Genomic DNA, 24,058 nt, shown 5'->3' with positions numbered 1-24,058 from the left:
CCGCGCGCGGATCTTTCAACCGGTGGGGGACCGATCACCCCACGGGTTGCTACGTCATCGCGGCTCGACCAGCCCGCGCCCGAACTGCGCGACCAGCCCGCGCAGCCAGCGATGGGCGGCCGAATGGTGCACCCGGTCGTGCCACAGCTGGTAGAAGCGCATGCGCGGAAAGCCCGCGGGGGCCTTGAGCACCGCCAGCGGCAGCAGACCGGCGTGGTAGTCGGCAAAGTGCCTTGCGGTCGTGAAGATCAGTTCCGTGCTGGCGGCAATCGACGGCGCGAGCCCGAAGTACGGCACCTCGATCCGCGCATCGCGCGCGAGCCGGCGTTCGCCCAGATAGGTTTCGACCACGCCGCGCTGGCCCATCGCATAGGGCACCGGCACCACATGCCCGGCGGCGAGGTAGTCCGCCTCGCTGACCTGCGTCGCGCCCTCTTGTGCGAGCGCATGGTTGCGCGCCATCACGCAGACCAGTTCGTCCTCCAGCAGCAGCGAGATGTGCAGGTGCTCGGGCGGCGAAGGCCAGTTGCCGATGACGAGGTCGAGCTCGTCATCGGCCAGCGCGCGCTCGAAGTCGAAGGTGGGCCCGAGCGCGCGCAGTTCGATGCGGCAGCGCGGCGCCTCGATGCTCACATGCTGTGCGAGCCGCGCGATCCATGACGGTGCGATGTAGTCGGGCGACGCGATGCGAAAGCGCTGCTCGGCCTTCGCGGCGACGAAGGCCTCGGGCTCGACGAGCAGCGCCTCGATCTCGCCGAGCGCGCGCCGCGCCTGCAGCGCGAGGCCGGCGGCGCGCGCGGTGGGCACCATGGCCGCGCCGTCGCGCACCAGCAGCGCGTCGCCGAAGATCTCGCGCAGCCGCTTGAGAGAGCCGCTCACCGCGGGCTGAGTCTGCCGCAGGCGTGCCGCGGCGCGCGAGACGCTGCGCTCCTCCACCAAGGTCGCGAGCACGCGCAGCAGGTGTCCGTCGAGCAGATCGGCGCCACGTTGCATGGTGTCTTTTGGTGTTAACCCTAGTCCTATCGCTATGCCCGATGCAGTCTATAGCGATTCACATGCCGCGCCGGTATCGACAGCGCGGGGGCTCGGCTGGCCCAATCCGACAACCCTTTCGATGACACCCTCGTGAAACGCCAAGGAGTTTGTTGCATGGCCAGCCTGGAAGTCCCTCAAACAGCCGTCGCCCCCGAAGCGCTGCCGGCCAGCGCGCTCGATGCGGCCTACAGCCGCATCACGTGGCGCATCATTCCGTTCATCTTCGTGCTCTGGGTGCTGGCCTGGGTCGACCGCGTCAACGTCGGCTTCGTCAAGCTCACCATGCTCGACGAGCTCGGCTGGAGCGAAGCGATCTACGGCCTCGGCGCCGGCATCTTCTTCCTCGGCTATTTCTTCTTCGAGGTGCCCTCGAACCTGCTGTTGCAGAAGATCGGCGCGAAGAAGACCCTCATGCGCATCACGATCGGCTGGGGCCTGGTCTGCATCGCGACGATGTTCGTGAAGACGGCCGGGATGTTCTATTTCCTGCGCTTCCTGATGGGGGTCTTCGAGGCCGGCTTCTACCCCGGCATCATCCTCTACCTCACCTACTGGTATCCGAGCGAGCGGCGTGCCAAGGCCTTCGGCATGTTCATGTCGGCCTCGGCGATCGCGGGCGTGATCGGCGGTCCGCTGGCCGGCACGATCATGAACAACCTGCATGGCGTGAACGGCTGGTCGGGCTGGCAGTGGGTGTTCCTGATCGAGGGCGTGCCATCGGTGATCGCCGGCCTGGTGACCTGGTTCTACCTGACCGACCGCCCCGAGCAGGCCAGGTGGCTCAGCGCCGAACAGCGCCGCCTCGTGCACGAGGACATGGTGCGCGACGCCCGGTCGCTCGGCCATCGCGAAGAGAGCCTGCTCGCCTCGCTGAAGGACGGCCGCATCTGGCTCTTGATCCTGATCTACTTCTGCATCATCGCGGCCAACTCGTCGCTGACCTTCTTCGGCCCGTCGGTGGTCAAGGAAGTGGGTTTCACCAATCCCGCGACGGTCGGCTGGATCATGGCCTTCTCGTACCTCTGCGGCGCGATCGGCATGGTCTACAACGGCCTGCGCTCCGACCGTCACCAGGAAAGCCGCCTGCATTGCGCCATCGCTGCAGCGCTCGGCGCCGCCGGCCTTGCGCTCACCGCCGTCTTCATGAAGCACAGCCCGATGATCGCGCTGGCCGCGCAGACGCTGGCCATCGTCGGCACGATGAGCGCGATTCCGGTCTTCTGGCAACTGCCGGGCCGCTTCCTCGCCGGTGCGGCGGCCGCGGGCGGCGTGGCGCTGATCAACTCGATCGCCAACCTCGCGGGCTTCGGCGCGCCGTTCATGCTCGGCGCGATCAAGACCTCGACCGGGCTGCTATCGCCGGGCCTCTTCATCGTGGCGGCGATCGAGGTGCTCGCGACGGTGCTCATCGTTGCCTTCATTCCGCGCTTTGCAAGAAAGGCGGTGAAGTGATGAGCGCGCTACTCGCCACGAGCGAAGCGCTGACGCTCGCCGGCATCAACCGGCTCGACCGCGTGCGCTTCGTGGCCGCTCTGGGCGGCGTGTTCGAGCACTCGCCCTGGGTCGCGACGCAGGTGTGGGCCGAGCGGCCTTTCGCGAGCATCGACCAGCTGCACCGCGCGATGATCGGCGTGGTGCGATCGACGTCCCGCGAGGTGCGCATCGACTTCCTGCGCATGCACCCGGAGCTCGCCGGCAAGGAAGCGCAGGCCGGCACGATGACCGACCACTCGACCGCCGAGCAGGCCGGCCTCAATGCGCTGACCCGCGACGAGCTTCTGACCCTGCGCCGGCTCAACGCGGAGTACGCGGCGAAGCACGGCTTCCCTTTCATCATCGCGGTGCTGAAAAACACACGCACGCAGATCTTCGCAGCGCTGCGCACGCGCATTCAACGCGACACCGATATCGAACTCGATGCTGCGATCGAGCAGATCTCGATCATCACCCGCCTGCGCCTCGGCAGGTTGCTGGCCCACTGACCGGAGCGACCCCATGACCACGCCCACCCTCACCCGCCGCGCCTTCCTGCCTGCAGGACTCGCGCTCGGCAGCATCGCGGCCGGCACCGCAGTCGCCCAGACCGCACCGGCGCCGCTGACCACCGCGCCGGTGTCGCAGCTCAACCTGAGCCCGCGCCTCACCATGCATGCGATCGACACGCACAACGGCTCGCCCGGCGCGGGCATGAAGGTGCAGCTGTCGAAATACGATCGCGACGACCTGCGCCTGCTGCGCCGCTTCGAGACCAACAAGGGGGGCCGCACCGACGAGCCCTTGCTGGTGGACCAGAGCTATCAGCCGGGCCGCTACGAGCTGCTGCTGCAGTTCGAGGATTACTTCGCCGCACGCGGCACGCAGTTGCCGAAGCCGAACTTCCTCTCGCAGGTGCCGGTGCGCTTCCGCATCACCAACCCGTCGGAACGCATCCACCTCGCGATCCTGTTCACCCCTTGGGGCTACTCCTACTACCGCGGTAGTTGAGATCGAAGACGCACGGAGACGACAAACATGGCAGGCATTTCCACCCACGTCCTCAACAGCGGCACCGGCCGCCCCGGCGCCGGCATGCGCATCGATTTCTCGGTGCGCGACGGCGACGGCTGGAAGCTCGTGAAGACCGTGACCACCAACGCCGACGGCCGCACCGACCAGCCGGTGCTCGCGCCCGATGCGGCGAAGGTCGGGCAGTACGAGTTGCTGTTCCACGTCGGCGACTACTTCCGCCGGCAGCCGGGCGCAGAGAGCGATCCGCCCTTTCTCGACACGGTGCCGGTGCGCTTCGCGATCTTCGATGCGCAGCAGCACTACCACGTGCCGATGCTGTGCACACCGTGGAGCTGCTCGACATACCGGGGAAGCTAGGGCTCTTTTACAGGCTGCGCCAGAAATCCATCAGCAGCTGGCTGAACTCGACGGGACGCTCCACCGCGCTCAGGTGCGCTGCGTCGATGATCGCCAGGCGCGAACCCCGGATCGCCGCCGCGATGGCTTCCGCCATGGCGGGCGGCGTCGCTTCGTCGCGTGCGCCGGCGATCACCAGCGTGGGCACCGGGATGGCGCGATTGCTGTCGCGGAAATCGATCGCGGCGATTGCATTGCAAGTCGCGATGTAGCTGGAGGCGTCGGTGCCCACCAGGGTGGCGGCGAGCTTGCGGGCCTCCTCGGCGCCTTCGGGCGTCGAAACGTACTCGGGCGTGAGCCAGCGCCCGACGGCGCCCGGCGCGATGGCCGCAACGCCCTCGGCCTCGACCGTCTCGATGCGCGTGCGCCAGGGTGCCTGGTCGGGATAGTGCGCGGACGAGTTCGCGATCACCAGGCTGCGGAGCAGCTCGGGATGCTTCGCCGCCAGCGCCTGCGCGGTCATGCCGCCCATCGACAGGCCGACGAAATGGACAGGCTCGCCGCCCGCCTCGCGCGCAATCAGCGCGGCGGCGTCGTCGGCCAGCGTCTCTATCGAGAGCGGACCAGCCGCGGCTTCGGACTTGCCGTGACTACGGTGGTCGTACCGAATCACCGTGTGCGCGCGAGCCAGCTGCTCGGCCACACCGTCCCACATGTGCAGGTCGCAGCCCAGTGCGTGGCTCAGCACGACGATCGGGCCGTTGCCTTCGCGGACGACATTCAGACGGGTCATGGTCTTTCCTTTCGTTGCGCGCGGCCGGCCCGCTCACTGGGGCGCGTCCGCGAGCAGGCCCTTTTCGCGCAGGATGCCCGTGGCGATGCCGAAGGCATGGTTGGCGACCGGCACGCCGCAATAGATGGCGGCCATCATGATCACTTCCTTGATCTCGTCGGGCGCGAGGCGCGATTCCGGCGGGCCGTCGAGCGCCGCGCGCACGTGCAGCGCGAACTCCTCGTAGGCGCGGATGCCGAGCAGCATCGACAGCACCATGAAGCGGCGCGTCTTGTCGCCGAGTGCCGGCCGGCCCCAGATGTCGTTCCAGGCGTGGCGCGTGATGAGTTCCTGGAATTCGCTGTTGAAGGCGTTGCGGTCGGCGAGCGATCGCTCGACCCAGGCATCGCCGAGCACACGGCGGCGATTCGCGAGGCCGCTTTCGTACGAGTTCTCGAATTCGTCCTGCGGCGTGGAAGCGGAAGTCATTTGGCGATCTGGGGTGGATGGAGCCGGGCCTGCAGCACCAGCGCCTGCGCCAGTGCCATCTCGCCGGCCGCCCCCGCCAGCGCCGGATCGAACCATTCGTCGGCGGCATCGCGGGGCAGCTCGGCGCGCACCCGGTCGATATTGGACCGCATCCGCGCCGCGTCCACCTGCAGGCCGGGCAAAGCCCCTGCAAGCGCACGCACGCTGCCGTGCGCGGACATCAGCAGTTGCGGCCACTCGCCGAGTTCGGCCTGCCAGGCGCCGAGTGCGCGCTCGTGTTCCTGCGGCATGGCCTGCAGCAAGGCGGCGACGCGCTGCGGTGCGCGTTCGGCGGCGGCGAGCGCGACCATCGAGGCCACCGGGTTGCGCTTGTGCGGCATCGCCGACGAAGCACCGCGACCCGGCTCGCTGGGTTCGGCGAGCTCGCCGACCTCGTACTGGCCCATGAGCGAGATGTCCTTCGCGATCTTGCCGAGGCTGCCGACCATGATGCCGAGCTCGCAGCCAAGCGCCACCCATTCGTCGCGCTGCGTATGCCAGGCCGCGCCCGGATCGCCGAGCCCCAGCGCTTCGGACATGAGGCGGCGCACCTGCGGCCCCTGCCCCTTCATTTGCGCCAGCGTGCCGACGGCGCCGCCGAGTTGCACATTCAGCGCACGGCGCGCGGCCTCGGAAATCCGATCGCGGCTGCGCACCAGCGGCGCGGCCCAGCCGACGCACTTGAGGCCGAAGCTGGTAACCGAGGCCGGCTGCATCAGCGTGCGCGCGAGGATGGGGGTGGCCGCATGCGTCTCGGCATGCCGCAGCAGCACCTGCGCGGCCTTGGCGAGGTCGGCCTCGACCAGCGACACCGCCTCGCGCGTGACCAGTGCCATCGCGGTGTCGATCACGTCCTGGCTGGTGCTGCCGAAGTGCACGTAGCGCACCGCGTCGGGGTTGAAGAGCCCCACGGCTTCCTTGAGGCTCTTGACGAGCGGGATCGCGACGCTGCCGGCACGGCCGCTGCCGCGCACGATCTTCGCCACGTCGAATAGCTCGACCTTGCAGCTGCCGACGATCGAATGCGCGGCCGATTCGGGAACCAGCCCGATCTGCGCCTGCGCGCGCGCCAGCGCGGCCTCGAAGCGCAGCATCGCGTCGACGAAGTTGTGGTCGCTGAAGGCGGCCAGCGTTTCGGAGGTGGACAGGAACCCCTCGAAGATGCTCATGGCATTCGGCGTTCAGTAGGCGAGCGTGGCGACGGCGCGCAGTTCCTCGGCGGTGGCGGTGCCGTAGCCGAAGAATTCGAGGTAGGCCGGGATCATCTCGAACAGCATGTCGGTGCCGACCTGCACCGAACAGCCCTTTTCCTTGGCCGCGCGCAGCAGCGGCGTGTATTCGCTCTTCATCACCACTTCGCCGACGAAGGTGGTGGGCGCGATGCGGTCGATGTCGAAGGGCAGCGGATCGCCTTCCTTCATGCCGAGCGGCGTGGCGTTGACCACGAGCTCGAAGCCGGCCGGATCGTTGGAGCCGGTCGTGACCTCGAGCTTCGGATAGTGGGTGCGCAGCCGCTCGGCGAGCGCTTCGGCCGACGCGGCGTTCGTGTCGAAGAGCGCCATTTCCGCGACGTTCGCCGCGGCGAGCGACGCGGCGATCGCCGAGCCCACGCCGCCGCTGCCCGACACCAGCACGCGCGTGCCGTCGAGCGACCGCCCCTTGCGCCGCACGCCGCGCACGAAGCCCGCGCCGTCGAACTGGTCGCCGACGAGCCGGCCGTCGGCGCGCTTGAGCACCGCGTTGCAGGCGCCCGCGATCTTCGCGGTGGGCGTGACTTCGTCGACCAGCGACATGGTCGTGATCTTGTGCGGCATGGTTACGAGCGCGCCGCGGATGTTGGTGAACTTGAAGACCGACGCGAACACCCCGGGATAGTCCTCGGCCTTCACGCCCATCGGGATGACGACCGCGTCGATGCCCTGCTTGTCGAACCAGGGGTTGTAGATCATGGGAGCCTTGAAGCTCTCCGTCGGGTAGCCCAGATGGGCGATGAGGGTGGTCTTGCCGGAAATCATTGCAGTGGTCCTATGGATGAATCACGCCGCGGCGGCTGCCGCGGCATGGGCGCCGCCGAGGAAAAGCCGCTCGATGTTCGGGTCGGCCAAGAGCTCGTCGGCCCGCTTGTGCAACACGAGGCGGCCGGATTCGAGGGCGATCGCCTCGTCGGCCATGCGCAGCGCGCTCTTCACGTTCTGCTCGACCATGAGCACCGTGGTGCCGCCGTCGGCCAGCCGGCGCAGCAGCTTGAAGACGTCCTGCACCAGGATCGGCGACAGGCCAATGGAGGGCTCGTCGATCAGGATCACCTTGGGCCGGAGCAGCAAGGCGCGGCCGACCTCGAGCTGCTTCTGCTCGCCGCCCGAGAGCGAGGCCGCGGCGCTGTGCATGCGCTCCTTGACGCGCGGGAAGAACTCCAGCACTTCGGGAATGCGCTCGTGCGTGGTCTTCATGCCCAGCGTGATGCCGCCGAGCTCCAGGTTCTCGAACGCGGTGAGCTGGCCGAACAGGTTGCGCCCCTGCGGGACGAAGGCGACGCCGTGCTTGACCAGCAGGTCGCGCGCGCTGGCGCCGGTGATGTCCTGCCCGTCGAGGCGGATCGCGCCCTGGCGCACCTTGAGCAGCCCGAACATCGTCTTCAGCACCGTGGACTTGCCCGCGCCGTTGGGCCCGAGCAGCAGCGTGATCCTGCCGCGCTTCGCCTTGAACGACAGGTTGTTGAGGATCATGAAATCCTTGTAGCCCGCGACCACGTTGTCGAACTCGATGCAGGTGTCGTCGATCACATTCATCCTAGTTGCTCCACTTTGCTCAACGCGACTCGCGACCTATGAATCCACCAAGGCCCAAGCCCAGGAATACCGCGGAACCGGCTTTGCCGGGCCGCTGGTATTGCCCCCGGCCGGGGGTTGGCGAAGCGACACGAAGTGCGCGAAGACTGGGGGCGCATCTAATTTCCAAGGTAGGCGTCGAGCACCTGCTTGTTGGCGCGGATCTCCGCCGGCGTGCCGATGGCCATCACCTTGCCCTCGACCATCACCATGATGCGGTGGCACAGGTCCATCACGAAGTCCATGTTGTGCTCGATCACGACGAAGCTGCCGCGGCGCGTGCGGTTGAGGTCCTTCAAGAGCGACGAGAGGCCGCTCACCAGGCTCGGGTTGACGCCGGCGCAGGGCTCATCGAGCAGCACCAGGTCCGGCTCGCTCATGAAGGCCATGCCGATGTCCACCAGCTTCTGCTGGCCGTAGGAGAGCAGGCCGGCCTTCTTGTCGGCGACATGGCGGATGCGGAACTGGTCGATCAGCGCATCGGCCTTGGGCCCGAGGCCCGAATCGCCGGGAGCGAACATGCGGCTCCACATCGTGCCCTGGTGCTCCTGCGCGGCGACGATGAGGTTCTCGCGCACGGTCATCTTGCCGAACACCTGCAGGGTCTGGAAGGTGCGGCCGACGCCGCGCCGGTTGAGCTCGAGCGGCCCGAGCTTGGTGACGTCGTCGCCGTTGAGCTCGATGCGGCCCGCATCGGGCGCGATCTGCCCGAGCATGCAGTTGAACAGCGTGGTCTTGCCGGAGCCGTTGGGGCCGATCACGCCGAAGATCTCGCCGGGCCGGACCTCGAAGCTCACGCCGCCGACGGCCTGGATCGCGCCGTAGGACTTGCGCAGGTCGGTCACGCGCAACACAGGTGCACTCATTGCGCCACCCCCACCTTCTGCGCCATCGCCGCGCGGGCCTGCGACGCTTCGCGCGATTCGCGGCGCGCCCGGATGCGATCGGGAATCGAGAGCAGCCCGTCGGGCAGCCACACCATCAGCAGCACCACGGCGGCACCGAAGAGCGGCAGATACCAATCGGACACGCCCGGCACGTCGCGCAGCCATTCCGGCAGCACCACGCCAACTGCCGCACCCAGCACCGGGCCCCAGAAGTAGCCGGGGCCGCCGACCACGACCATCAGGTACATCATGATCGAGGCCGCCACCGTGAACGGCGCCGGCTCGATGAACTGCACCAGCGAGGCGAACAGGCCGCCCGCCACGCCCGCGTAGGCGGCGCCGATCGCGAAGCTCAGCAGCGTGTAGCTGCGCACGCTGATGCCCAGGCTCTCGGCGCGGATCGGGTTGTCGCGCAGCGCGGTGAAGGCCTTGCCCCAGGGCGAGCGCAACAGGCCCCAGAGCGCGAGCGCGAGCAGCACCGCCACCGCCAGCACGAGGTAGTAGTACGGCCGGTTGCCCTCCAGCGAGAGGCCGAAGAGCGACGGGCGCGCCACGTTGTTGATGCCGAAGGTGCCGCCGGTGAGCCATTCCTCGTTGCGCATCACGAGCCAGATCGCGGTGTTGAAGCCCAGCGTGGCGAAGGCGAGGTAGATGGTCTGCACCCGCAGCGCCGGGAACCCGAGCGCCAGCCCGACCGCGAAGCACAGCACCGCCGCGAGCGGCAGCCCGAGCCAGAAGCTGAACCCGGCCTTGAGCATCAGCGCCATGGTGTAGGCGCCGATGCCGAGAAAGGCCGCATGGCCGAGCGACTTCTGCCCGGCATAGCCGACCGTGAGGTTGAGCCCCATCGTCGCGATGATGAAGATCAGCCAGTAGCTCAGCAGGTACACCCCGTAGTTCTTCAGGAACTGCGGCAGGACGAGCATCGCGGCCAGCGCGGCGGCGATGAAGAAGAGGTGGAGCTTTTTCATACCTTCCGCTCCTCCTTCTTTCCGAGCAGGCCCTGCGGCTTGAACAGGATCACGACCATGAAGATCACCAGTGCCACCGCGTCCTTGTAGGCCGGCGAGATGTAGGCCGCCGCGAGGTTCTCCGCCACGCCGACGATCAGCCCGCCCACCAGCGCGCCGCGCGAGTTGTTGAAGCCGCCGATGATGGCCGCGAAGAAGGCCTTGCTGCCCAGGCTTTCGCCCATGTCGAACTTGGCCAGGTAGGTCGGCGTGATCAGGAGAGCGGCCGCCACCGCGAGCGCGGCATTGATCGCGAAGGTATAGAACACCATGCGTGGCACGTTGATGCCCAGCACGCTCGCGCTCTCGGTGTTCTGCGCCACCGCCTGCATCGCGCGGCCGGTCACGGTCCTGGCGAGGAAGGCCTGGGTCGCCAGCACGATCGCCACCGCGAGCGCGAAGGTGCCGAGGTCGGCCATCGTGATCGTCACGCCGGCGACGTTGAAGAGCTTGTCCGCAAACAGGCTCGGAAAGGGCTGCGCCTCGGCGCTGTAGGCCGCGCGCACGCCGTTGCGCATCGCGATCGACAGGCCGATGCTCGCGACCACGATCGGCATCATCCCGTACTTGAGGAGCGGATCGACCACGCCGCGCTTGAAGGCCCAGCCGAGCACCACCACCGCCACCGCGATGGTGAGCACGAAGCCCAGCGCCAGCGGCGCGCCGAAGGACATGAACGCCAGCATGGCGAAAGCCGGCAGCATCACGAACTCGCCCTGGGCGAAGTTGATGGTGCCGCTTGCCTGCCAGAGCAGCGTGAAGCCGAGCGCCGCCAGCGCGTAGATCGAGCCGGTGGCGAGCCCGGAGAAGAAGAGTTGCAGGAAGTCGGTCATGGGACCTTGCTCGCCCTCGCGCCTACTGCTTCTTGCCCAGTGCAGGCAGGATTTCCTTCACCTCCTGCTTGCCGTTCTTCACCTCGACGATGAAGCTCTCGCGGTCGAGATCGCCCTTCTCGTCGATGGTCACGTCCATCAGCACGCCGGGCTCCTTCGCGACCGGGATCGTCAGGCCGTGCAGCGCCTTGGCGATCGCGATGCGGTCGAGCTTGCCGGCCTTCTCGACACCGGCCTTGAACATGTAGACGCTGGTGTAGCCCTTGATGCCGTTGTGGTCCGGGATGTACTTGTATTCCTTCTCGAACTTCGCGCGGAAGGCGCGCATCGTCGGGATCGGCGCGTCCACCGTGAGGCCCACGTGGGCCAGGATGCCGTTGGCGGATTCCCCCGCGAGCTCGATCACCTTCTGGCTCGGCAGCACCGTCTCGCCGAGGATCGGCTTGCTCCAGCCCTGCTTGCGCAGCTCGCGCAGCGCACGCGCCGACTCTTCCTCGTTGGTGTAGACGAACACCGCGTCCGGATTGCTCTGCTTGGCCTTGAGCACCGGCGCCGACCAGTCGACCTGCCCCGGCTCGGTCGAGATGTCGGCCACGATCTTGATGCCGTTCGCTTCGGCGGACTTCATGAACGCGTCGCGCCCGCCCTTGCCGAAGTCGTTGTTGACGAAGATCACCGCGATGGTCTTGGCCTTGAGGTTGGCGGCCACGTAGCGCGCGAGCTTCGGCATCGCATTGACCTGCGAGAAGCTCGTGCGGAAGACGAAGGGGTTGCCCTGCGCGGTGATCGGGGTCGCCTCGGCGCCGGTGAAGTTCGGCGTTTCGCCGCGGCGCGTCTCGGCCATGCTGACGATCATCGAGCCCGAGAAGCCCGGCCCGAACACCGCGATCACGCCGTTGTCGACCGCCTTGGCGGCCATGGCCTTGGCGACGCCGGGGTTCGACTGGGTATCGCTGATCGCGCTTTCGATCTTCTTGCCGAGGATGCCGCCCGAGGCGTTGATTTCCTTGATCGCCAGTTCGACGCCATTCCTGAAGTTCGTGCCCGCCGTGGCACCCGTGCCGGACAGTTCCTGGATGTTGGCCACCTTGATGGTGTCCTGGGCGAAGGCGCCGCCCGCGCAGGCGGCCAGCGCACACGCCGCGGCCAGACGGATCGCGAACCGGCGAGGTTGAAGAATGGTCATTCGAAGTCTCCTCTTTGCTAGTTGATTGATTTCTTGTTGCGCGACTCAGGCCTGCGGCGCGCGGGCCGTCTCGCCGCCCGCGACATGCGACTCGCTGAGCCAGCGCGCGCTCTTCATCGCGCGCTGTCCGACCACCATCGGGTCGGAGTTGACGTAGTCGTCGTTGAACACCTCGAAGGTGTAGTGGCCGCGGTAGCCCTTGTCCTCCAGCAGTTGCACGAGGTCGCGCACGTCGTGCAGGCCCTCGCCCGGGAACAGGCGCTGGTGGCGCGCGAGCTCGATCATGTCGGACTGGCGGTCGCTGTATTCGAAGAAGTAGTCGGCGAGTTGCACGAGGAAGATCTTCTCCACCGGCACCTCGGCCAACTGCCTGAGCGTCTCGGGCGTGTCGTCGCCGTGCACCGACATGTGGAAGGAATCGAGGTTGAGGCCGACGTTCTCGCGGTCGCAGCGGCGCACGATGTCCCACGCCTGGTACCAGCGGTTGGTGTGCCGGCCCCACGACAGCGCCTCGTAGCAGATGCGGATGCCCAGCGGCGTCGCGAGCGTGGCGAGCGTGCGCAAGTCTTCGGCCGCGCGGTCGGGATCGTCGATCGCGAGCGGCGAGGTGGTCGAGCAGCACAGCAGCAGGTCGGTGCCGACCAGCGCCATCTGGCGCAATTGCTCGCGCGCCATTTCGAGCCGGTGCGGGCGCATCGCGTCGGGCGCGCACTCGAAGTCGCGCAGCGGCTGGAAGTCGGTGACCTTGAGGCCGCTTTGCTTCACGAGCTCGGCCGCCTTGTCGACACCTGCCGGGTGGTTGATGAGATCGCGCGCCCAGAGCTCGACGCCCGAGAAGCCCGCCGCCTTCATGCACGCGAGCTTGTGGCCGAGTTCCCCGCCCATGGTGACGGTGTTGAAGCCGAAGCGGTCGAGGGCGATGGCCATGGGAGTCTCTGGTCGTTGGAAGATGGGCGGGCTGCGCCTCAGGCCACGTTGGCGGAGTGATAGCGCAATGGCGCGTGGATCTCGCCGGCCATCGAGGCCGGGTAGATCAGCTCGCGCAGGAAGTTCGCGTCGTGGCGCACCGCGTTGGCGGCGTCCTTGTGGCCGAAGAAGTCGAGGTAGTGCGGCATCTGCTGGATCAGCATCTCGAAGCCGGCCTGCGCATTGAGGCCGCGCTCGCGCGCCGCGCGCACGATCGGCGTGGGCTGGCCGCGCAGGAGGATGTCGAACAGCGCCGCGTGCGACTCCATGCGCACGACGTCCACCGGCAGCGGGTCCTCGGGCTTGAGGCCCAGCGAGGTGGCGTTGATGACGAGGTCGTAACCGGCGGGATCGTTGCTGTCCACCGCGACCGTGGTCGCATCGAAGAAGGCATCGAGCTTGGCCGCGACGCCCGCCGCCTTGCCCGCCGCAGTGTCGTAGAAGGCGATGTGCTCGGCCCCGTTGACCGTGCCGCCCTCGGCCAGCGCGACGCCGATGGCCGCCGCGCTCACGCCCGCGCCGAGGATCAGCACACGCTTGCCGCGGAACGGGATGTTGTAGCGGTCGAGCGCGCCGATCAGCCCTTCGCCGTCGAACAGGTCGCCTTCGAGCTCGCCGTTCTCGATGCGGCGCACCACGTTGGCCGAACCCGCGACCCGGCCGAAGAGGCCGCAGCCGTCCAGCAGGTCCACCAGCGACGGCTTGTGCGGCGGTGCGATCACCATGCCGCGCACGTTCCTGGCGAGGAAGGCCGCCTTGACGAAGACGGCGAGATCGCGCCGTCCGACCTGCACCGGGACCATCACCGCATCGATGCCGCAGCGCTCGAACACCGCGTTGAACATGCGCGGCAGGCGCACGTTCGTGACCGGGTCGCCCGGGAGGAGGTAGAGAGAGGTGCTGCCGACGATGGAAGGGAACATACGGATGTGTCTCGCTTCAAGTTGTTCGACTATCGACCGAATCACCGAGGAGGCGCCGCTAATGTAGCGGTGCATGTGCGTCGGCCGTCGCAATCGAAAGTGTAGAAATTCGATTATCGAACTACACTGATCGATCATCGAACGATTTCAGGGTTTGTCCCACAAACGCCATGGACAACGAGACATCCCCCGCCCCGCCCGGCCTCGACAAGCGCGACTGGATCGCCGGCCTTGAGCGCGGCGTCTCCATCATCGAATCCTTCGACGACGCGCATCCGCGCATGACTGCCAGCGAGGCCGGCCAGCGCACCGGCATGACGCGCACCGCGGCGCGCCGCTACCTGCTCACCCTGCAGCACATGGGCTATGTGGCGAGCGACGGCAAGCTCTTCTGGCTCACGCCGCGCGTGCTCAGGCTCGGGCAGTCCTACCTCGAATCGGCGCGGCTGCCGCGCATCGTGCAGCCCTTTCTCCAGCGTGTGGCGGCCGGCACGCACGAGATCGCCTATCTCAGCGTGATGGACGGCAACGAGGTGGTCTACATCGCGCGCAACGGCCCGAACCGCAGCATGAGCACCGGCTACGTGCTCGGCGCACGGGTGCCGGCGCAGGTGACGGCGTCGGGGATGCTGATGCTCGCGATGCGCAGCGACGAGGAGCGCAGCGCCTGGCTGGAAACGCACGAGCTGGCGGTGTTCACGTCGCACACCATCGCGAGCAAGGAGCGCATGAAGCTGGAGCTGGCGCGCATTCGCGCCCAGGGATGGGCGCTGTCGGAGCAGCAGCTGGACCTGAATTCGCGCGGCATCGCGGTGCCGCTGCGGGACCATCACGGGGAACTGGTCGGGGCGCTCAACGTGACCATGCCCATGGGCCATGAAAGCAGCGAGGACGCGGTCGCCCGCGTCCTCCCTGTGTTGCGCGAGACCGCGCAAGCGATGAGGAACCTGATCTAGTCGCGCCTCAGGCGGCCGCCTTGGCCAGCGAGGCTTCGGCCAGCGTCTGGGCGCGCAGGCGGTCGTATTCATCCTTCGGAACCGGCACCGCATTCGGCTTGCCGAGATCGTTGAGGTGGGTGCGGTAGGTTTCGCGGGCACTCGCCACGGCGATGGCGGCGATGGCGGTGATCCCGAGGGTCAGCGCGCCGATGATCATCGGGATGTTGGCCGCACCGGGAGGCGCGACGGCGACGAAGAGCGCCGGCAGCATGGCGGTGATGGCGGTGCCGACGTTCTGCGAGATCGCCATGGCCGAGCAGCGGGTGCGGGTCGGGAACAGTTCCGGGTAGAAGCTCGGGAAGACTGCGTTGTAGCCCTGGTACACGATGCCCCACATCAGGAGCGACATCACGATCGCCAGCGGTACGTTGTGGATGCTGATCGCATAGAGGTAGCCGAAGGACAGCAGCCCCGCGCCGAGCGAACCGAGCACCATCGGAAACCTGCGGCCGACCTTGTCCGAGAGGTTGCCGACCATCGGGATGACGATCACCGCGATGATGTTGCCGAGCACCGGAATCCACAGGTAGATGTCCTTCTGGAAGCCGATGCCGTAGGCCGGCTGCACTGCGTAGGCGGCACCGAACACGGTGGCGACGACCGGGATCACGTTCATGAGCGAAGCACAGACCACGCGGATCATGTCCTTCCAGTTCTGCGTCAGGGCCTCGATCACCGGAGCCTTCGGCGCAGCTTGACCCTCGCCGACTTCCTCGGTGAAGGCGGGCGTCTCGTCGACTTCGCGGCGGATGATGTAGCCGGCCACGATCACGACGAAGCTCAGGAGGAACGGAATGCGCCAGCCCCAGCTCAGGAAGGCGTCGTCGGGCATGTAGTGCGCGAGCGGCAGGAACACCGCGGCGGCCAGGATCTGGCCGGCCTGCACGCCCTGCAGCGTGAAGCTGGCGAAGAAGCCGCGCCGGCCGAAGGGCGCGTGCTCGAGGATCATCGAGCTGGCGCCGGAGATTTCGCCGGCCACTGCAAAGCCCTGGACGAGGCGCAGGATCACGAGCAGCACGGGCGCGAGCAGGCCGACCTGGTCATAGGTCGGCAGCAGGCCGACCGCGATGGTCGAGAAGCCCATGAGGAACATGCACACCAGCAGCATGTGCTTGCGCCCCTTGGTGTCGCCCCAGTGGCCGAGCACGAAGGCGCCGATGGGACGCGCGATATAGCCGACACCGTAGGTCGCCAGCGAGGCGACGATGGCGATCGTGGGATCGCCCTTGGGGAAGAAGATCTGGGGAAAGATCAGCGACGCGGCCGTCGCGTAGATGAAGAAATCGTAGTACTCCAATGCCGAGCCGATCCAGCCGCTGGCGGCCGCCTTCTTGGATTGGTGTCGGCCTTTCGGTTCCGAGTCCTGGGGGTTGCTCATTTGTCTCTCCGGATGATGGGTCGAGGGGCGGCGGACTTGGGACGGGGTCCCGCCGGCTTCGTTCGGCTATCGCGCAAGTTGCCATGCGCAGGGTGAATGTAGTGCGTGGCCCCTGCGCGGGCACAGCGAAATCTGGCAGCCGAAATCGATGATCGTACCCGCACGATCGATCATCGAACGCTCTCCGGGTTTCTCCTCAATCTTGCGCTTTGCCCATACTTTCTTGCAGTTTTGGGGGTTAACCCCCAAGGGCCCGGCCGAGCCTTCTCCTATCCTTTCTTCAACTTGAATTAATTAATAGCCCCAGGGGCCCCGAGGAGACAGCACAGTGAAGCCATCCGGCCCCGGTCGAGGCACGAATTCGGTGAACCTGCGGCTCTACAACGAGCGCACGCTGCTGCAGCGCCTGCGCCGCGCCGGCGAGGCCTCGAAGGCCGATCTGGCGCGCTGGGCCCAGCTCACGAACACCGCCGTCGGCAGCATCGTCCAGTCGCTCGAGGAGTCCCACCTGATCGAAACGGCCGGCCGCCGCCAGGAAGGCCAGCGCGGCCAGCCCGCCGGCCTCTACCGCATCAACCCCGAAGGCGCCTACGGCATCGGCGTGCGGCTCGACCGCACCAGCATCGAGACCGTGCTGATCGACCTCGGCGGCCGCATCCTCGCCCGCGAAGCGCACGACCTGCTGCTGCCCCAGCCCGACGAGGCCCTCACGCTCGTGCGCAAGAGCATCGCCCGCGTGCTCGGCGTGCTCGACGCCGCCCAGCGCCGCCGGCTCATGGGTGTGGGCCTGGCCCAGCCCTACAACCTCGGAAGCTGGCTGCGCGAGCTCGACCTCAAGGCCGACTTCCGCATCTGGGACGACGTCGACTTCGGCGCCCTGCTCTCCCAGGCCGTCCAGCAGCCGGTGTTCAAGGAAAACGACGGCAACGCCGCCGCCATCGCCGAGCTTTTCTTCGGCGTCGGCCGCGAGGAAAACGACTTCCTCTACGTCTTCATCGGCGCCGCGCTCGGCGCCGGCGCCGTGATCGGCGGCGAGAGCCTGCGCGGCAGCACCGGCAACGCGGCCGACCTCGGGCTCATGCCGGTCCCGCCCAGCCGCCTGGCATCGGCCCCGCCCTCGGACCGCCAATGGGACATCCTGCTGTCGCGCGCCTCGCTGAATTCGCTGGCACGGCACCTGCGCCATCACGGCACCACGGTGCGCGGACATGCCGATCTGGAGGCCTGCGTGAAATCCGGCAACGCGGCGGTGCGCGAATGGCTCGACGACTGCGTGGATGCGCTGGTTCCTTCGCTGCGCGCATCGCTCGCGGTGCTCGACCTGCCCGCCGTGGTGATCGACAGCGACATCGACAACGGGCTCATCGACGAACTGATGGCGCGCATCGACACCGGCCTGCGCCAGATCGCCCCCGAGGCGCGCCAGACGCCGCGCCTGCTGCGCGGCAGCTTCCGCGCCGATGCGGGCGCGATCGGCGCGGCGAGCCTGCCCATGTTCTTCAACTTCTCGCCGCGCGCCGACGTGCTGCGCGGCCGTTCGCACGCCACTTCCCTGGAGGCGGCCAATGCCTGATTCCCAAGGCGCCTGACTTCCGAATCGCTTTCCCTCAACCCACCCACCAACCACCACCTGGAGACTCTTCATGCGCAAGCAACTCTTCGCCCTCGCCGCCATTGCCGCTGCCCTCGCGGCGCCCCTCGCGCACGCCGCGGACAAGGAATTCAAGAACGTGGGCATCACGCTGGGCTCGATGGGCAACCCCTTCTTCGTCTCGCTCGCCAAGGGCGCCGAAGCCAGGGCCAAGCAGTACAACCCGAACGTGAAGGTCACGGCGCTGTCGGCCGACTACGACCTGAACAAGCAGTTCTCGCAGATCGACGGCTTCATCTCCGCCGGCTCGGACCTGATCCTGGTGAACGCGGTCGATGCCAAGGCGATCGAGCCGGCGCTGATGAAGGCCAAGAAGGCCGGCATCATCGTGGTCGGCGTGGACGTGGCGGCCAACGGCGCCGATGCCACCGTGCAGACCAACAACGTGCAGGCCGGCGAGATCGCCTGCCAGTACATCGCCGACAAGCTCGGCGGCAAGGGCAATGTGATCATCCAGAACGGCCCGCAGGTGTCGGCCGTGATCGACCGCGTCAACGGCTGCAAGACGGTGTTCAAGAAGAGCCCCGACATCAAGGTCCTCTCGGACGACCAGGACGCCAAGGGCTCGCGCGAAGGGGGCCTGAACGTGATGCAGAACCACCTCACGCGCTTCCCCAAGATCGATGCGGTGTTCGCCATCAACGACCCGCAGGCGATCGGCACCGACCTGGCGGCCAAGCAGCTCAACCGCAAGAACATCATCATCACCTCGGTGGACGGCGCGCCGGACATCGAGACCGCGCTCAAGGGCGACACCCAGGTGCAGGCCTCGGCCAGCCAGGACCCCTACATGATCGCCGTGAAGGCGGTGGAGATCGGGCATGACATCCTCAACGGCAAGAAGCCCGAGTCCCCGATGACGCTGTTGCCCTCGACGCTGATCACGCGCACCAACGTCAAGGACTACAAGGGCTGGCAGGCGCCGCGCTGAAGCCGGGAGCACGCGCCGCCGCGATCACCTGCTCGCGCCGCGGCGCGGACATGCCGCGGCGATCCGAACCGGACTGAAGCGGGACGAACTCAGAGGAACGACGCCTGCGGCGATGGCTCGCCGTTCGCCTGCGCCAGCGCTTCTCCCACGTCGCCGCACTGCGCGCGGTTGCGCAGGGCGTGCTCGATGACGACCAGCGCCAGCATCGCCTCGGCGATCGGCGTCGCGCGGATGCCGACGCAGGGGTCGTGACGTCCCTTGGTGACGACCTCGACCGGCTGGTTGTTCACGTCGATCGACTGGCGCGGACTGATGATCGAGCTGGTCGGCTTGATCGCGATGCTCACCTCGAGGTCCTGCCCCGTCGTGATGCCGCCGAGCACGCCGCCGGCGTTGTTGGTCTCGAAGCCCGAAGGCGTGATCGAGTCGCCGTGCGTGGTGCCGCGCTGCGCGACGCTCGCGAAGCCGGCGCCGATCTCGACGCCTTTCACCGCATTGATGCCCATCATGGCCCAGGCGATGTCGGCGTCCATCTTGTCGAACAGCGGCTCGCCGAGGCCCACGGGCACGTTCGACGCAGTCACGCGAACGCGCGCGCCACACGAATCGCCGGCCTTGCGCAGCGAATCCATGTACGCCTCGAGGTGGGAGACGTCGGCGATCGGCGCGAAGAAGGGGTTGTTCGGCACATGGTCCCAGCTCTCGAAGGGAATCTCGATCTCGCCGATCTGCGACATGCAGCCGCGGAACACGGTGCCGTACTTCTCGAACAGCCACTTCTTGGCGACCGCGCCGGCCGCGACCATCGGCGCGGTGAGCCGTGCCGACGAGCGCCCGCCGCCGCGCGGGTCGCGGATGCCGTACTTCTTCCAGTAGGTGAAGTCGGCGTGGCCGGGACGGAACTGCTGCGCGATCTGGCCGTAGTCCTTGCTGCGCTGGTCGGTGTTGCGGATCAGGAGCGCGATCGGCGTGCCGGTGGTCCTGCCCTCGTAGACGCCGCTCAGGATCTGCACCGTGTCGGGCTCGTTGCGCTGGGTGACGTGGCGGCTGGTGCCCGGGCGGCGGCGATCGAGGTCGCCCTGGATGTCCGCTTCGCAAAGCGCCATGCCGGGCGGGCAACCGTCGATCACGCACCCGATTGCCGGGCCATGGGATTCACCGAAGTTGGTGACTGCGAAAAGGGTGCCGAAGGTATTGCCGCTCATGGCGCGGATTATCCCAGCGTCGGCGCCGGCGGGCGGCCTCTCCCACGGGAACGCTTTATGCATGGTGCGACGCAGCATCCCCTCTTCAAAGGAACGCTCATGCTGGATCGGACCGACACGGAGTTCTCCCACGTCAAGCCGGCGGATACCGGGTACGTCTCGGGCGGGCTGCGCGATTTCTTCCTCTACCGCGATCTCGGGGTGGCCGAGGCTACCCACGGCAAGGTGGTCGCGCACCTGGTCAAGGCCAACATGGCACCGGAAGTGGGCACCGGCTGGCACCGGCACGAGGCGGACTTCCAGATCGTGATCATGGTCAAGGGCTGGGCCCGCTTCATGTACGAGGACAAGGAAACCCTCGTCGAGGCCGGCGACGTGGTGCACCAGCGGCCGGGCATCCGGCACTACCTGTTCGACTACTCGCCCGACATGGAGTACCTCGAGATCGTCTCGCCGGCCGACTTCAAGAGCGTCGATGTCGATCCGGTGTGCCAGGTGCCGAAGCCGACGCCCTGGTGAGTTTTCAGTATTTCCTGAACGTGCAGCATTTCGGCGTGAAAATCGCCCGATGCCTGCATCCGCCCTGCCGCCGCTCAGCCGCCAGTTCGTCGCCCACTTCGGAGAGATGGGCAGCAAATGGGGCATCAACCGGACCGTCGGCCAGATCTATGCGCTGATCTTCATCTCCGAGCGCGCGCTCAATGCCGACGAGATCGCCGATCTGCTGGAGTTCTCGCGCTCCAACGTGAGCATGGGCCTCAAGGAGCTGCAGGCATGGCGCCTCGTGCACCTGCGCCACCAGCCGGGCGACCGGCGCGAGTATTTCGAGGCGCCTTCCGATGTGTGGGAGATCTTCCGCGTGCTGGCCGAGGAGCGCCGCCGCCGCGAGGTCGAGCCCACGCTGTCGATGCTGCGCAATGCGATGCTCGAGGAGCCCTCCTCCGACGAGGAGCGCCATGCCCAGCAGCGCATGCGCGAGATGCACGACCTGATCGACCGGCTCATGAAGTGGTTCGACGAGGTGCAGCGCCTCGCGCCCGAGACCGCGATGCAACTCATGGGCATGGGCGCGACTGTGACCAGGGTGCTCGGCCTCAAGGACCGCATGACAGGCGCGGCACGCAAGAAAGCGTCCTAAGGCCTGTCCAGCTTGTCGTGGCGGATGGCTTCATCGTCCATCAACTCGTACCACATCGCATTGAGCACCGCGAAAGTCGCTGCCAGCGGCAGCCCCAGGATCCAGGCGAAGTACCACATGGAATTTTTTCCTTGCTTGATTCTCGGATGTGATCAGTAGGCGTGCCCGCGCTCTTCGCGGATCGCATCGCGATCGACCTTGCCGCGCAGCACGTGGTAGATCCAGCCGGTGTAGGCCACGATGATCGGGATGAAGAACGCAGTCACCACCAGCATGATGAAGAGCGTCAGGTGGCTCGACGAGGAATCGAACGCGGTCAGGCTCGCGCGCGGATCGGCCGAAGACGGCAGGATGAACGGGAACATCGACACGCCGACGGAGAGGATGATCCCGGCGATGCTCGCCGCGCTGGCGAGCAGCGTGAGCATCTCCGCCCGCATGCGGAACCCGAGCAGCGCCACCAGCGCGCCAGCAAGACCGAGCCCCGGAACGATGTAGAGCACCGGATGGGCCGCATAGTTGGTGACCCACGCGCTCGCATGCACCTCGACGGTCTTGAGCAGCGGATTCGATGGCCCGTCCGGCGGCAGCGAGCTTGTCACGCGATAGCCGTCGACGAACTTCCAGAGCAACACGCCGGCAACGGCGTAGAGCGCCACGGTCAGCACCGCCGCCACGCTTCCGTAGCCGCGGGCGCGAGCGGCGACTGGACCGGCAGTCTTCAACTGCAGCCAGGCGGCGCCGTGCATCGCGAGCATCGCCACCGACACCAGGCCGCACAGCAACGCGAAGGGATTGAGCAAGCCGAAGAAGCTGCCGTCGTAGTGGATCTGCATGTCGGTCCCGAAGCGGAACGGCACGCCCTGGAGCACGTTGCCCATCGCGACGCCGCAGATCAGCGAAGGCACGAAGCCGCCGATGAAGAGCGCCGCATCCCAACGCCCGCGCCAGGCCGCGTCGCCCTGCTTGCTCCTGAACTTGAAGGCGACCGGCCGCAGGATCAGCGCGACGAGGATCGCGAACATCGCGATGTAGAAGCCCGAGAACGACACCGCATAGAGCTGCGGCCAGGCCGCGAAGATCGCGCCGCCGCCGAGGATCAGCCAGACCTGGTTGCCTTCCCAGACCGGCCCGACGCTGTTGATGATCACCCGGCGCTCCAGGTCGTCACGCCCCGCGAAGGGCAGCAGCATGCCGGTGCCGAGATCGAAGCCATCCATGACGGCGAAGCCGACCAGCAGCACGCCGAGCAGCAGCCACCAGACGACGCGCAGGAATTCGTAGGAAAGAAGTGTGTGCAGGATCATGCTCGTGCTCCGGGGGTCAGTCGGCGGCAAGCCGCGAACGCGCCAGCGCGGCGGCCACTTCGGGATCGGCTTCGGCGCGATAGGCGGCCGGCGCGGGCACCGGGTGCTCGGCCGGTCCCTTGCGGATCGCGCCCAGCATCAGCTTCATCTCGACGATGAACAGGACCGTGTAGATCAGCGTGAAGACCAGGATCGTCGCCAGCACCGTGGCCGCGCCAAGGTTCGACACCGCCACCGCCGTGGGCAGCACGCCTTCGATCACCCACGGCTGGCGCCCCACCTCGGCCACGATCCAGCCCAGCTCGGCCGCGATCCAAGGCAGCGGAATCGCCAGCACCGCCACCCTGAGCAGCCAGGGATGCGCATCGAGCCTGCGCCGCGCGGAAAGCACGAAGAAGCTTGCCGTGAGCACGATGAAGAACATGCCGAGGCCGACCATGAGGCGGAAGGACCAGTAGAGCTGCCACACCGGTGGAATCGTGTCGAGCGCGGCCTGCGCGACCTGCTCCGGCGTCGCCTTGCGCGGATCGTCGACGTAGCGCTTGAGCAGGAGCGCGTAGCCGAGCGCATGGCCGTTCTCCTCGAAGATGGTCCTGGCCGATTCGGGAACCGCATTCGTGCTGCCGGCCTCGCGGATCTTCTGCAGCGCGTCGTAGGCCGAGATGCCGACGCGGATGTTGAGCTCGGCGCGGTGCACGAGGTCATCGATGCCGGGGATCTCGGTGGTCAGCGAGCGCGTGCCGATCAGGCCCAGGAGCCATGGGATGTGCACCGCGAAGTGCGTCTCGCGCGTGCGCTGGTCGGGAAAGCCGAAGGCGGTGAAGGCGGCCGGCGCGGGCTCGGTCTTCCACATCGCTTCGAGCGCGGCCACCTTCATCTTCTGGTGCTCGGTCGAGAGATAGCCCGATTCGTCGCCCAGCAGCACCACCGACAGCGAGGCCGCGAGGCCGAAGGAAGCGGCGACCGTCATCGAGCGCTTCGCGAGCTGCAGATGCCGGCCCTTGAGCACGTACCACGCCGACACGCCGAGCACGAAGATCGACGCCACCACATAGCCCGCCGACACCGTGTGCACGAACTTGGCCTGCGCCACGGGGTTGGTCAGCACGGCGAAGAAGTCGTTCACTTCCATGCGCATCGTCTGCGCATTGAAGGACGCGCCGACCGGGTTCTGCATCCAGCCGTTGGCGATCAGGATCCACAGTGCCGAGAAGTTCGAGCCGATCGCGACCAGCCAGGCGACGATCAGGTGCGCGACCTTGGACAAGCGGTCCCAGCCGAAGAAGAACAGGCCGACGAAGCTCGCCTCGAGGAAGAAGGCCATCAGCCCCTCGATCGCCAGCGGGGCGCCGAAGACGTCGCCGACGTAGTGGCTGTAGTAGCTCCAGTTCATGCCGAACTGGAACTCCATGACGATGCCGGTGGCCACGCCCATCGCGAAGTTGATGCCGAACAGCAGGCCCCAGAACTTCGTCATGTCGCGCCAGATCGTGCGGCCGGTCATCACGTAGACCGTCTCCATGATGGCGACGATGATGGACAGGCCGAGCGTCAGGGGAACGAAGAGAAAGTGATAGAGCGCCGTGAGTGCGAACTGCAATCGTGAGAGCGCGACGATGTCGAGGTCCATGAGGTTCC

The 24,058-nt window shown here is 67.2% G+C and carries 26 protein-coding genes; 9 read left to right on the top strand and 17 right to left on the bottom strand.

The window, feature by feature from the left end:
• Positions 1-54 precede the first annotated feature (54 nt).
• Positions 55-993: a LysR family transcriptional regulator gene (locus VAR608DRAFT_RS24635; protein WP_088956457.1), complete on the bottom strand. Its 939-nt coding sequence runs from the start codon at positions 991-993 to the stop codon at positions 55-57.
• 156 nt (positions 994-1,149) lie between these two features.
• On the opposite strand from VAR608DRAFT_RS24635, the gene VAR608DRAFT_RS24630 reads away from it, so the two are divergent.
• The 4 genes from VAR608DRAFT_RS24630 to uraH (VAR608DRAFT_RS24615) are packed head-to-tail and all read left to right on the top strand — an operon-like array spanning position 1,150 to position 3,900.
• Positions 1,150-2,487, top strand: coding sequence for an MFS transporter (locus VAR608DRAFT_RS24630; protein WP_088956456.1), 1,338 nt, complete (start codon positions 1,150-1,152; stop codon positions 2,485-2,487).
• The gene (uraD, locus tag VAR608DRAFT_RS24625; RefSeq protein WP_088956455.1) at positions 2,487-3,017 is read left to right on the top strand and encodes a 2-oxo-4-hydroxy-4-carboxy-5-ureidoimidazoline decarboxylase; all 531 of its coding nucleotides are present in this window, start codon (positions 2,487-2,489) and stop codon (positions 3,015-3,017) included. Before VAR608DRAFT_RS24630 ends, uraD begins: the two co-directional genes overlap by 1 nt.
• Positions 3,018-3,030: 13 nt before the next feature.
• Complete coding sequence (gene uraH / locus VAR608DRAFT_RS24620; protein WP_088956454.1) at positions 3,031-3,519, top strand: hydroxyisourate hydrolase; 489 nt, start codon at positions 3,031-3,033, stop codon at positions 3,517-3,519.
• A 27-nt stretch (positions 3,520-3,546) separates the two neighbouring features.
• The gene (gene uraH / locus VAR608DRAFT_RS24615; protein WP_088956453.1) at positions 3,547-3,900 is read left to right on the top strand and encodes a hydroxyisourate hydrolase; all 354 of its coding nucleotides are present in this window, start codon (positions 3,547-3,549) and stop codon (positions 3,898-3,900) included.
• Positions 3,901-3,907: 7 nt separating this feature from the next.
• On the opposite strand, the gene VAR608DRAFT_RS24610 is transcribed toward uraH (VAR608DRAFT_RS24615), so the two are convergent.
• From VAR608DRAFT_RS24610 to VAR608DRAFT_RS24560, 11 genes are all read right to left on the bottom strand, one after another.
• A complete protein-coding gene (locus VAR608DRAFT_RS24610; protein ID WP_088956452.1) occupies positions 3,908-4,672 on the bottom strand; it encodes an alpha/beta fold hydrolase in 765 nt (254 codons plus the stop codon).
• 33 nt (positions 4,673-4,705) lie between these two features.
• The gene (locus tag VAR608DRAFT_RS24605; protein ID WP_088956451.1) at positions 4,706-5,140 is read right to left on the bottom strand and encodes a carboxymuconolactone decarboxylase family protein; all 435 of its coding nucleotides are present in this window, start codon (positions 5,138-5,140) and stop codon (positions 4,706-4,708) included.
• Positions 5,137-6,348 carry a 3-carboxy-cis,cis-muconate cycloisomerase gene (gene pcaB / locus VAR608DRAFT_RS24600; protein ID WP_088956450.1) on the bottom strand — a complete coding sequence of 404 codons (1,212 nt, stop codon included), beginning with the start codon at positions 6,346-6,348 and terminating at the stop codon, positions 5,137-5,139. The genes VAR608DRAFT_RS24605 and pcaB overlap by 4 nt, the downstream gene beginning before the upstream one ends.
• A gap of 12 nt (positions 6,349-6,360) precedes the next feature.
• Positions 6,361-7,194 (bottom strand): shikimate dehydrogenase family protein, encoded by an 834-nt coding sequence (locus tag VAR608DRAFT_RS24595; protein ID WP_088956449.1) that lies wholly within the window; start codon positions 7,192-7,194, stop codon positions 6,361-6,363.
• A 21-nt stretch (positions 7,195-7,215) separates the two neighbouring features.
• Positions 7,216-7,968 (bottom strand): ABC transporter ATP-binding protein, encoded by a 753-nt coding sequence (locus VAR608DRAFT_RS24590; RefSeq protein WP_088956448.1) that lies wholly within the window; start codon positions 7,966-7,968, stop codon positions 7,216-7,218.
• A 158-nt stretch (positions 7,969-8,126) separates the two neighbouring features.
• Positions 8,127-8,873, bottom strand: coding sequence for an ABC transporter ATP-binding protein (locus VAR608DRAFT_RS24585; RefSeq protein WP_088956447.1), 747 nt, complete (start codon positions 8,871-8,873; stop codon positions 8,127-8,129).
• Positions 8,870-9,865, bottom strand: coding sequence for a branched-chain amino acid ABC transporter permease (locus tag VAR608DRAFT_RS24580; protein WP_088956446.1), 996 nt, complete (start codon positions 9,863-9,865; stop codon positions 8,870-8,872). The genes VAR608DRAFT_RS24585 and VAR608DRAFT_RS24580 overlap by 4 nt, the downstream gene beginning before the upstream one ends.
• On the bottom strand, positions 9,862-10,737 hold the full coding sequence (locus tag VAR608DRAFT_RS24575) for a branched-chain amino acid ABC transporter permease (protein ID WP_088956445.1): 876 nt from the start codon (positions 10,735-10,737) through the stop codon (positions 9,862-9,864). The genes VAR608DRAFT_RS24580 and VAR608DRAFT_RS24575 overlap by 4 nt, the downstream gene beginning before the upstream one ends.
• Positions 10,738-10,759: 22 nt before the next feature.
• Complete coding sequence (locus VAR608DRAFT_RS24570; RefSeq protein WP_088956444.1) at positions 10,760-11,923, bottom strand: ABC transporter substrate-binding protein; 1,164 nt, start codon at positions 11,921-11,923, stop codon at positions 10,760-10,762.
• A 45-nt stretch (positions 11,924-11,968) separates the two neighbouring features.
• The gene (locus VAR608DRAFT_RS24565) at positions 11,969-12,850 is read right to left on the bottom strand and encodes a sugar phosphate isomerase/epimerase family protein (RefSeq protein ID WP_088956443.1); all 882 of its coding nucleotides are present in this window, start codon (positions 12,848-12,850) and stop codon (positions 11,969-11,971) included.
• Between the two features lie 38 nt (positions 12,851-12,888).
• Positions 12,889-13,812, bottom strand: coding sequence for a shikimate dehydrogenase family protein (locus VAR608DRAFT_RS24560; protein ID WP_088956442.1), 924 nt, complete (start codon positions 13,810-13,812; stop codon positions 12,889-12,891).
• A gap of 170 nt (positions 13,813-13,982) precedes the next feature.
• On the opposite strand from VAR608DRAFT_RS24560, the gene VAR608DRAFT_RS24555 reads away from it, so the two are divergent.
• The gene (locus VAR608DRAFT_RS24555; RefSeq protein WP_088956441.1) at positions 13,983-14,768 is read left to right on the top strand and encodes an IclR family transcriptional regulator domain-containing protein; all 786 of its coding nucleotides are present in this window, start codon (positions 13,983-13,985) and stop codon (positions 14,766-14,768) included.
• Positions 14,769-14,775: 7 nt separating this feature from the next.
• Here VAR608DRAFT_RS24555 and VAR608DRAFT_RS24550 read toward each other — a convergent pair whose 3' ends face one another.
• Positions 14,776-16,188 (bottom strand): MFS transporter, encoded by a 1,413-nt coding sequence (locus VAR608DRAFT_RS24550; RefSeq protein ID WP_088956440.1) that lies wholly within the window; start codon positions 16,186-16,188, stop codon positions 14,776-14,778.
• A 328-nt stretch (positions 16,189-16,516) separates the two neighbouring features.
• Here VAR608DRAFT_RS24550 and VAR608DRAFT_RS24545 point away from each other — a divergent pair, with 328 nt between their 5' ends.
• Positions 16,517-17,761 (top strand): ROK family protein, encoded by a 1,245-nt coding sequence (locus VAR608DRAFT_RS24545; RefSeq protein WP_088956439.1) that lies wholly within the window; start codon positions 16,517-16,519, stop codon positions 17,759-17,761.
• Positions 17,762-17,831: 70 nt separating this feature from the next.
• A complete protein-coding gene (locus VAR608DRAFT_RS24540; RefSeq protein WP_088956438.1) occupies positions 17,832-18,770 on the top strand; it encodes an ABC transporter substrate-binding protein in 939 nt (312 codons plus the stop codon).
• Between the two features lie 89 nt (positions 18,771-18,859).
• Here the strand turns inward: VAR608DRAFT_RS24540 and aroC are convergent, their stop codons facing one another.
• Complete coding sequence (aroC, locus tag VAR608DRAFT_RS24535) at positions 18,860-19,975, bottom strand: chorismate synthase (RefSeq protein WP_088956437.1); 1,116 nt, start codon at positions 19,973-19,975, stop codon at positions 18,860-18,862.
• A gap of 99 nt (positions 19,976-20,074) precedes the next feature.
• Between aroC and VAR608DRAFT_RS24530 the strand changes: the two genes are divergently transcribed.
• Positions 20,075-20,494, top strand: coding sequence for a cupin domain-containing protein (locus VAR608DRAFT_RS24530; RefSeq protein ID WP_088956436.1), 420 nt, complete (start codon positions 20,075-20,077; stop codon positions 20,492-20,494).
• 49 nt (positions 20,495-20,543) lie between these two features.
• Complete coding sequence (locus VAR608DRAFT_RS24525; RefSeq protein ID WP_088956435.1) at positions 20,544-21,113, top strand: GbsR/MarR family transcriptional regulator; 570 nt, start codon at positions 20,544-20,546, stop codon at positions 21,111-21,113.
• Here the strand turns inward: VAR608DRAFT_RS24525 and cydX are convergent.
• Genes cydX through VAR608DRAFT_RS24510 form a run of 3 tightly spaced genes read right to left on the bottom strand, consistent with a single transcriptional unit; the run spans position 21,110 to position 24,050 of the window.
• Complete coding sequence (cydX, locus tag VAR608DRAFT_RS24520; RefSeq protein ID WP_088956434.1) at positions 21,110-21,232, bottom strand: cytochrome bd-I oxidase subunit CydX; 123 nt, start codon at positions 21,230-21,232, stop codon at positions 21,110-21,112. The genes VAR608DRAFT_RS24525 and cydX overlap by 4 nt on opposite strands.
• A gap of 33 nt (positions 21,233-21,265) precedes the next feature.
• Positions 21,266-22,420, bottom strand: a complete 1,155-nt coding sequence (gene cydB / locus VAR608DRAFT_RS24515) for a cytochrome d ubiquinol oxidase subunit II (protein ID WP_088956433.1) — start codon at positions 22,418-22,420, stop codon at positions 21,266-21,268.
• Positions 22,421-22,436: 16 nt separating this feature from the next.
• Positions 22,437-24,050 (bottom strand): cytochrome ubiquinol oxidase subunit I, encoded by a 1,614-nt coding sequence (locus VAR608DRAFT_RS24510; protein WP_088956432.1) that lies wholly within the window; start codon positions 24,048-24,050, stop codon positions 22,437-22,439.
• Between the last annotated feature and the right edge of the window lie 8 nt (positions 24,051-24,058).

Source organism: Variovorax sp. HW608, assembly GCF_900090195.1.
Taxonomy (GTDB): Bacteria; Pseudomonadota; Gammaproteobacteria; order Burkholderiales; family Burkholderiaceae_C; genus Variovorax.
The sequence above is the reverse complement of the archived record's forward strand: the minus strand, read 5'-3'. Positions and strand labels throughout refer to the sequence as shown.

Bases quoted from the DNA above. Each gene is read 5' to 3' on its own strand.
- VAR608DRAFT_RS24635 (WP_088956457.1), bottom strand. From the start codon at position 993: ATGCAACGTGGCGCCGATCTGCTCGACGGACACCTGCTGCGCGTGCTC.
- VAR608DRAFT_RS24630 (WP_088956456.1), top strand. From the start codon at position 1,150: ATGGCCAGCCTGGAAGTCCCTCAAACAGCCGTCGCCCCCGAAGCGCTG.
- uraD (WP_088956455.1), top strand. From the start codon at position 2,487: ATGAGCGCGCTACTCGCCACGAGCGAAGCGCTGACGCTCGCCGGCATC.
- uraH (WP_088956454.1), top strand. From the start codon at position 3,031: ATGACCACGCCCACCCTCACCCGCCGCGCCTTCCTGCCTGCAGGACTC.
- uraH (WP_088956453.1), top strand. From the start codon at position 3,547: ATGGCAGGCATTTCCACCCACGTCCTCAACAGCGGCACCGGCCGCCCC.
- VAR608DRAFT_RS24610 (WP_088956452.1), bottom strand. From the start codon at position 4,672: ATGACCCGTCTGAATGTCGTCCGCGAAGGCAACGGCCCGATCGTCGTG.
- VAR608DRAFT_RS24605 (WP_088956451.1), bottom strand. From the start codon at position 5,140: ATGACTTCCGCTTCCACGCCGCAGGACGAATTCGAGAACTCGTACGAA.
- pcaB (WP_088956450.1), bottom strand. From the start codon at position 6,348: ATGAGCATCTTCGAGGGGTTCCTGTCCACCTCCGAAACGCTGGCCGCC.
- VAR608DRAFT_RS24595 (WP_088956449.1), bottom strand. From the start codon at position 7,194: ATGATTTCCGGCAAGACCACCCTCATCGCCCATCTGGGCTACCCGACG.
- VAR608DRAFT_RS24590 (WP_088956448.1), bottom strand. From the start codon at position 7,968: ATGAATGTGATCGACGACACCTGCATCGAGTTCGACAACGTGGTCGCG.
- VAR608DRAFT_RS24585 (WP_088956447.1), bottom strand. From the start codon at position 8,873: ATGAGTGCACCTGTGTTGCGCGTGACCGACCTGCGCAAGTCCTACGGC.
- VAR608DRAFT_RS24580 (WP_088956446.1), bottom strand. From the start codon at position 9,865: ATGAAAAAGCTCCACCTCTTCTTCATCGCCGCCGCGCTGGCCGCGATG.
- VAR608DRAFT_RS24575 (WP_088956445.1), bottom strand. From the start codon at position 10,737: ATGACCGACTTCCTGCAACTCTTCTTCTCCGGGCTCGCCACCGGCTCG.
- VAR608DRAFT_RS24570 (WP_088956444.1), bottom strand. From the start codon at position 11,923: ATGACCATTCTTCAACCTCGCCGGTTCGCGATCCGTCTGGCCGCGGCG.
- VAR608DRAFT_RS24565 (WP_088956443.1), bottom strand. From the start codon at position 12,850: ATGGCCATCGCCCTCGACCGCTTCGGCTTCAACACCGTCACCATGGGC.
- VAR608DRAFT_RS24560 (WP_088956442.1), bottom strand. From the start codon at position 13,812: ATGTTCCCTTCCATCGTCGGCAGCACCTCTCTCTACCTCCTCCCGGGC.
- VAR608DRAFT_RS24555 (WP_088956441.1), top strand. From the start codon at position 13,983: ATGGACAACGAGACATCCCCCGCCCCGCCCGGCCTCGACAAGCGCGAC.
- VAR608DRAFT_RS24550 (WP_088956440.1), bottom strand. From the start codon at position 16,188: ATGAGCAACCCCCAGGACTCGGAACCGAAAGGCCGACACCAATCCAAG.
- VAR608DRAFT_RS24540 (WP_088956438.1), top strand. From the start codon at position 17,832: ATGCGCAAGCAACTCTTCGCCCTCGCCGCCATTGCCGCTGCCCTCGCG.
- aroC (WP_088956437.1), bottom strand. From the start codon at position 19,975: ATGAGCGGCAATACCTTCGGCACCCTTTTCGCAGTCACCAACTTCGGT.
- VAR608DRAFT_RS24530 (WP_088956436.1), top strand. From the start codon at position 20,075: ATGCTGGATCGGACCGACACGGAGTTCTCCCACGTCAAGCCGGCGGAT.
- VAR608DRAFT_RS24525 (WP_088956435.1), top strand. From the start codon at position 20,544: ATGCCTGCATCCGCCCTGCCGCCGCTCAGCCGCCAGTTCGTCGCCCAC.
- cydX (WP_088956434.1), bottom strand. From the start codon at position 21,232: ATGTGGTACTTCGCCTGGATCCTGGGGCTGCCGCTGGCAGCGACTTTC.
- cydB (WP_088956433.1), bottom strand. From the start codon at position 22,420: ATGATCCTGCACACACTTCTTTCCTACGAATTCCTGCGCGTCGTCTGG.
- VAR608DRAFT_RS24510 (WP_088956432.1), bottom strand. From the start codon at position 24,050: ATGGACCTCGACATCGTCGCGCTCTCACGATTGCAGTTCGCACTCACG.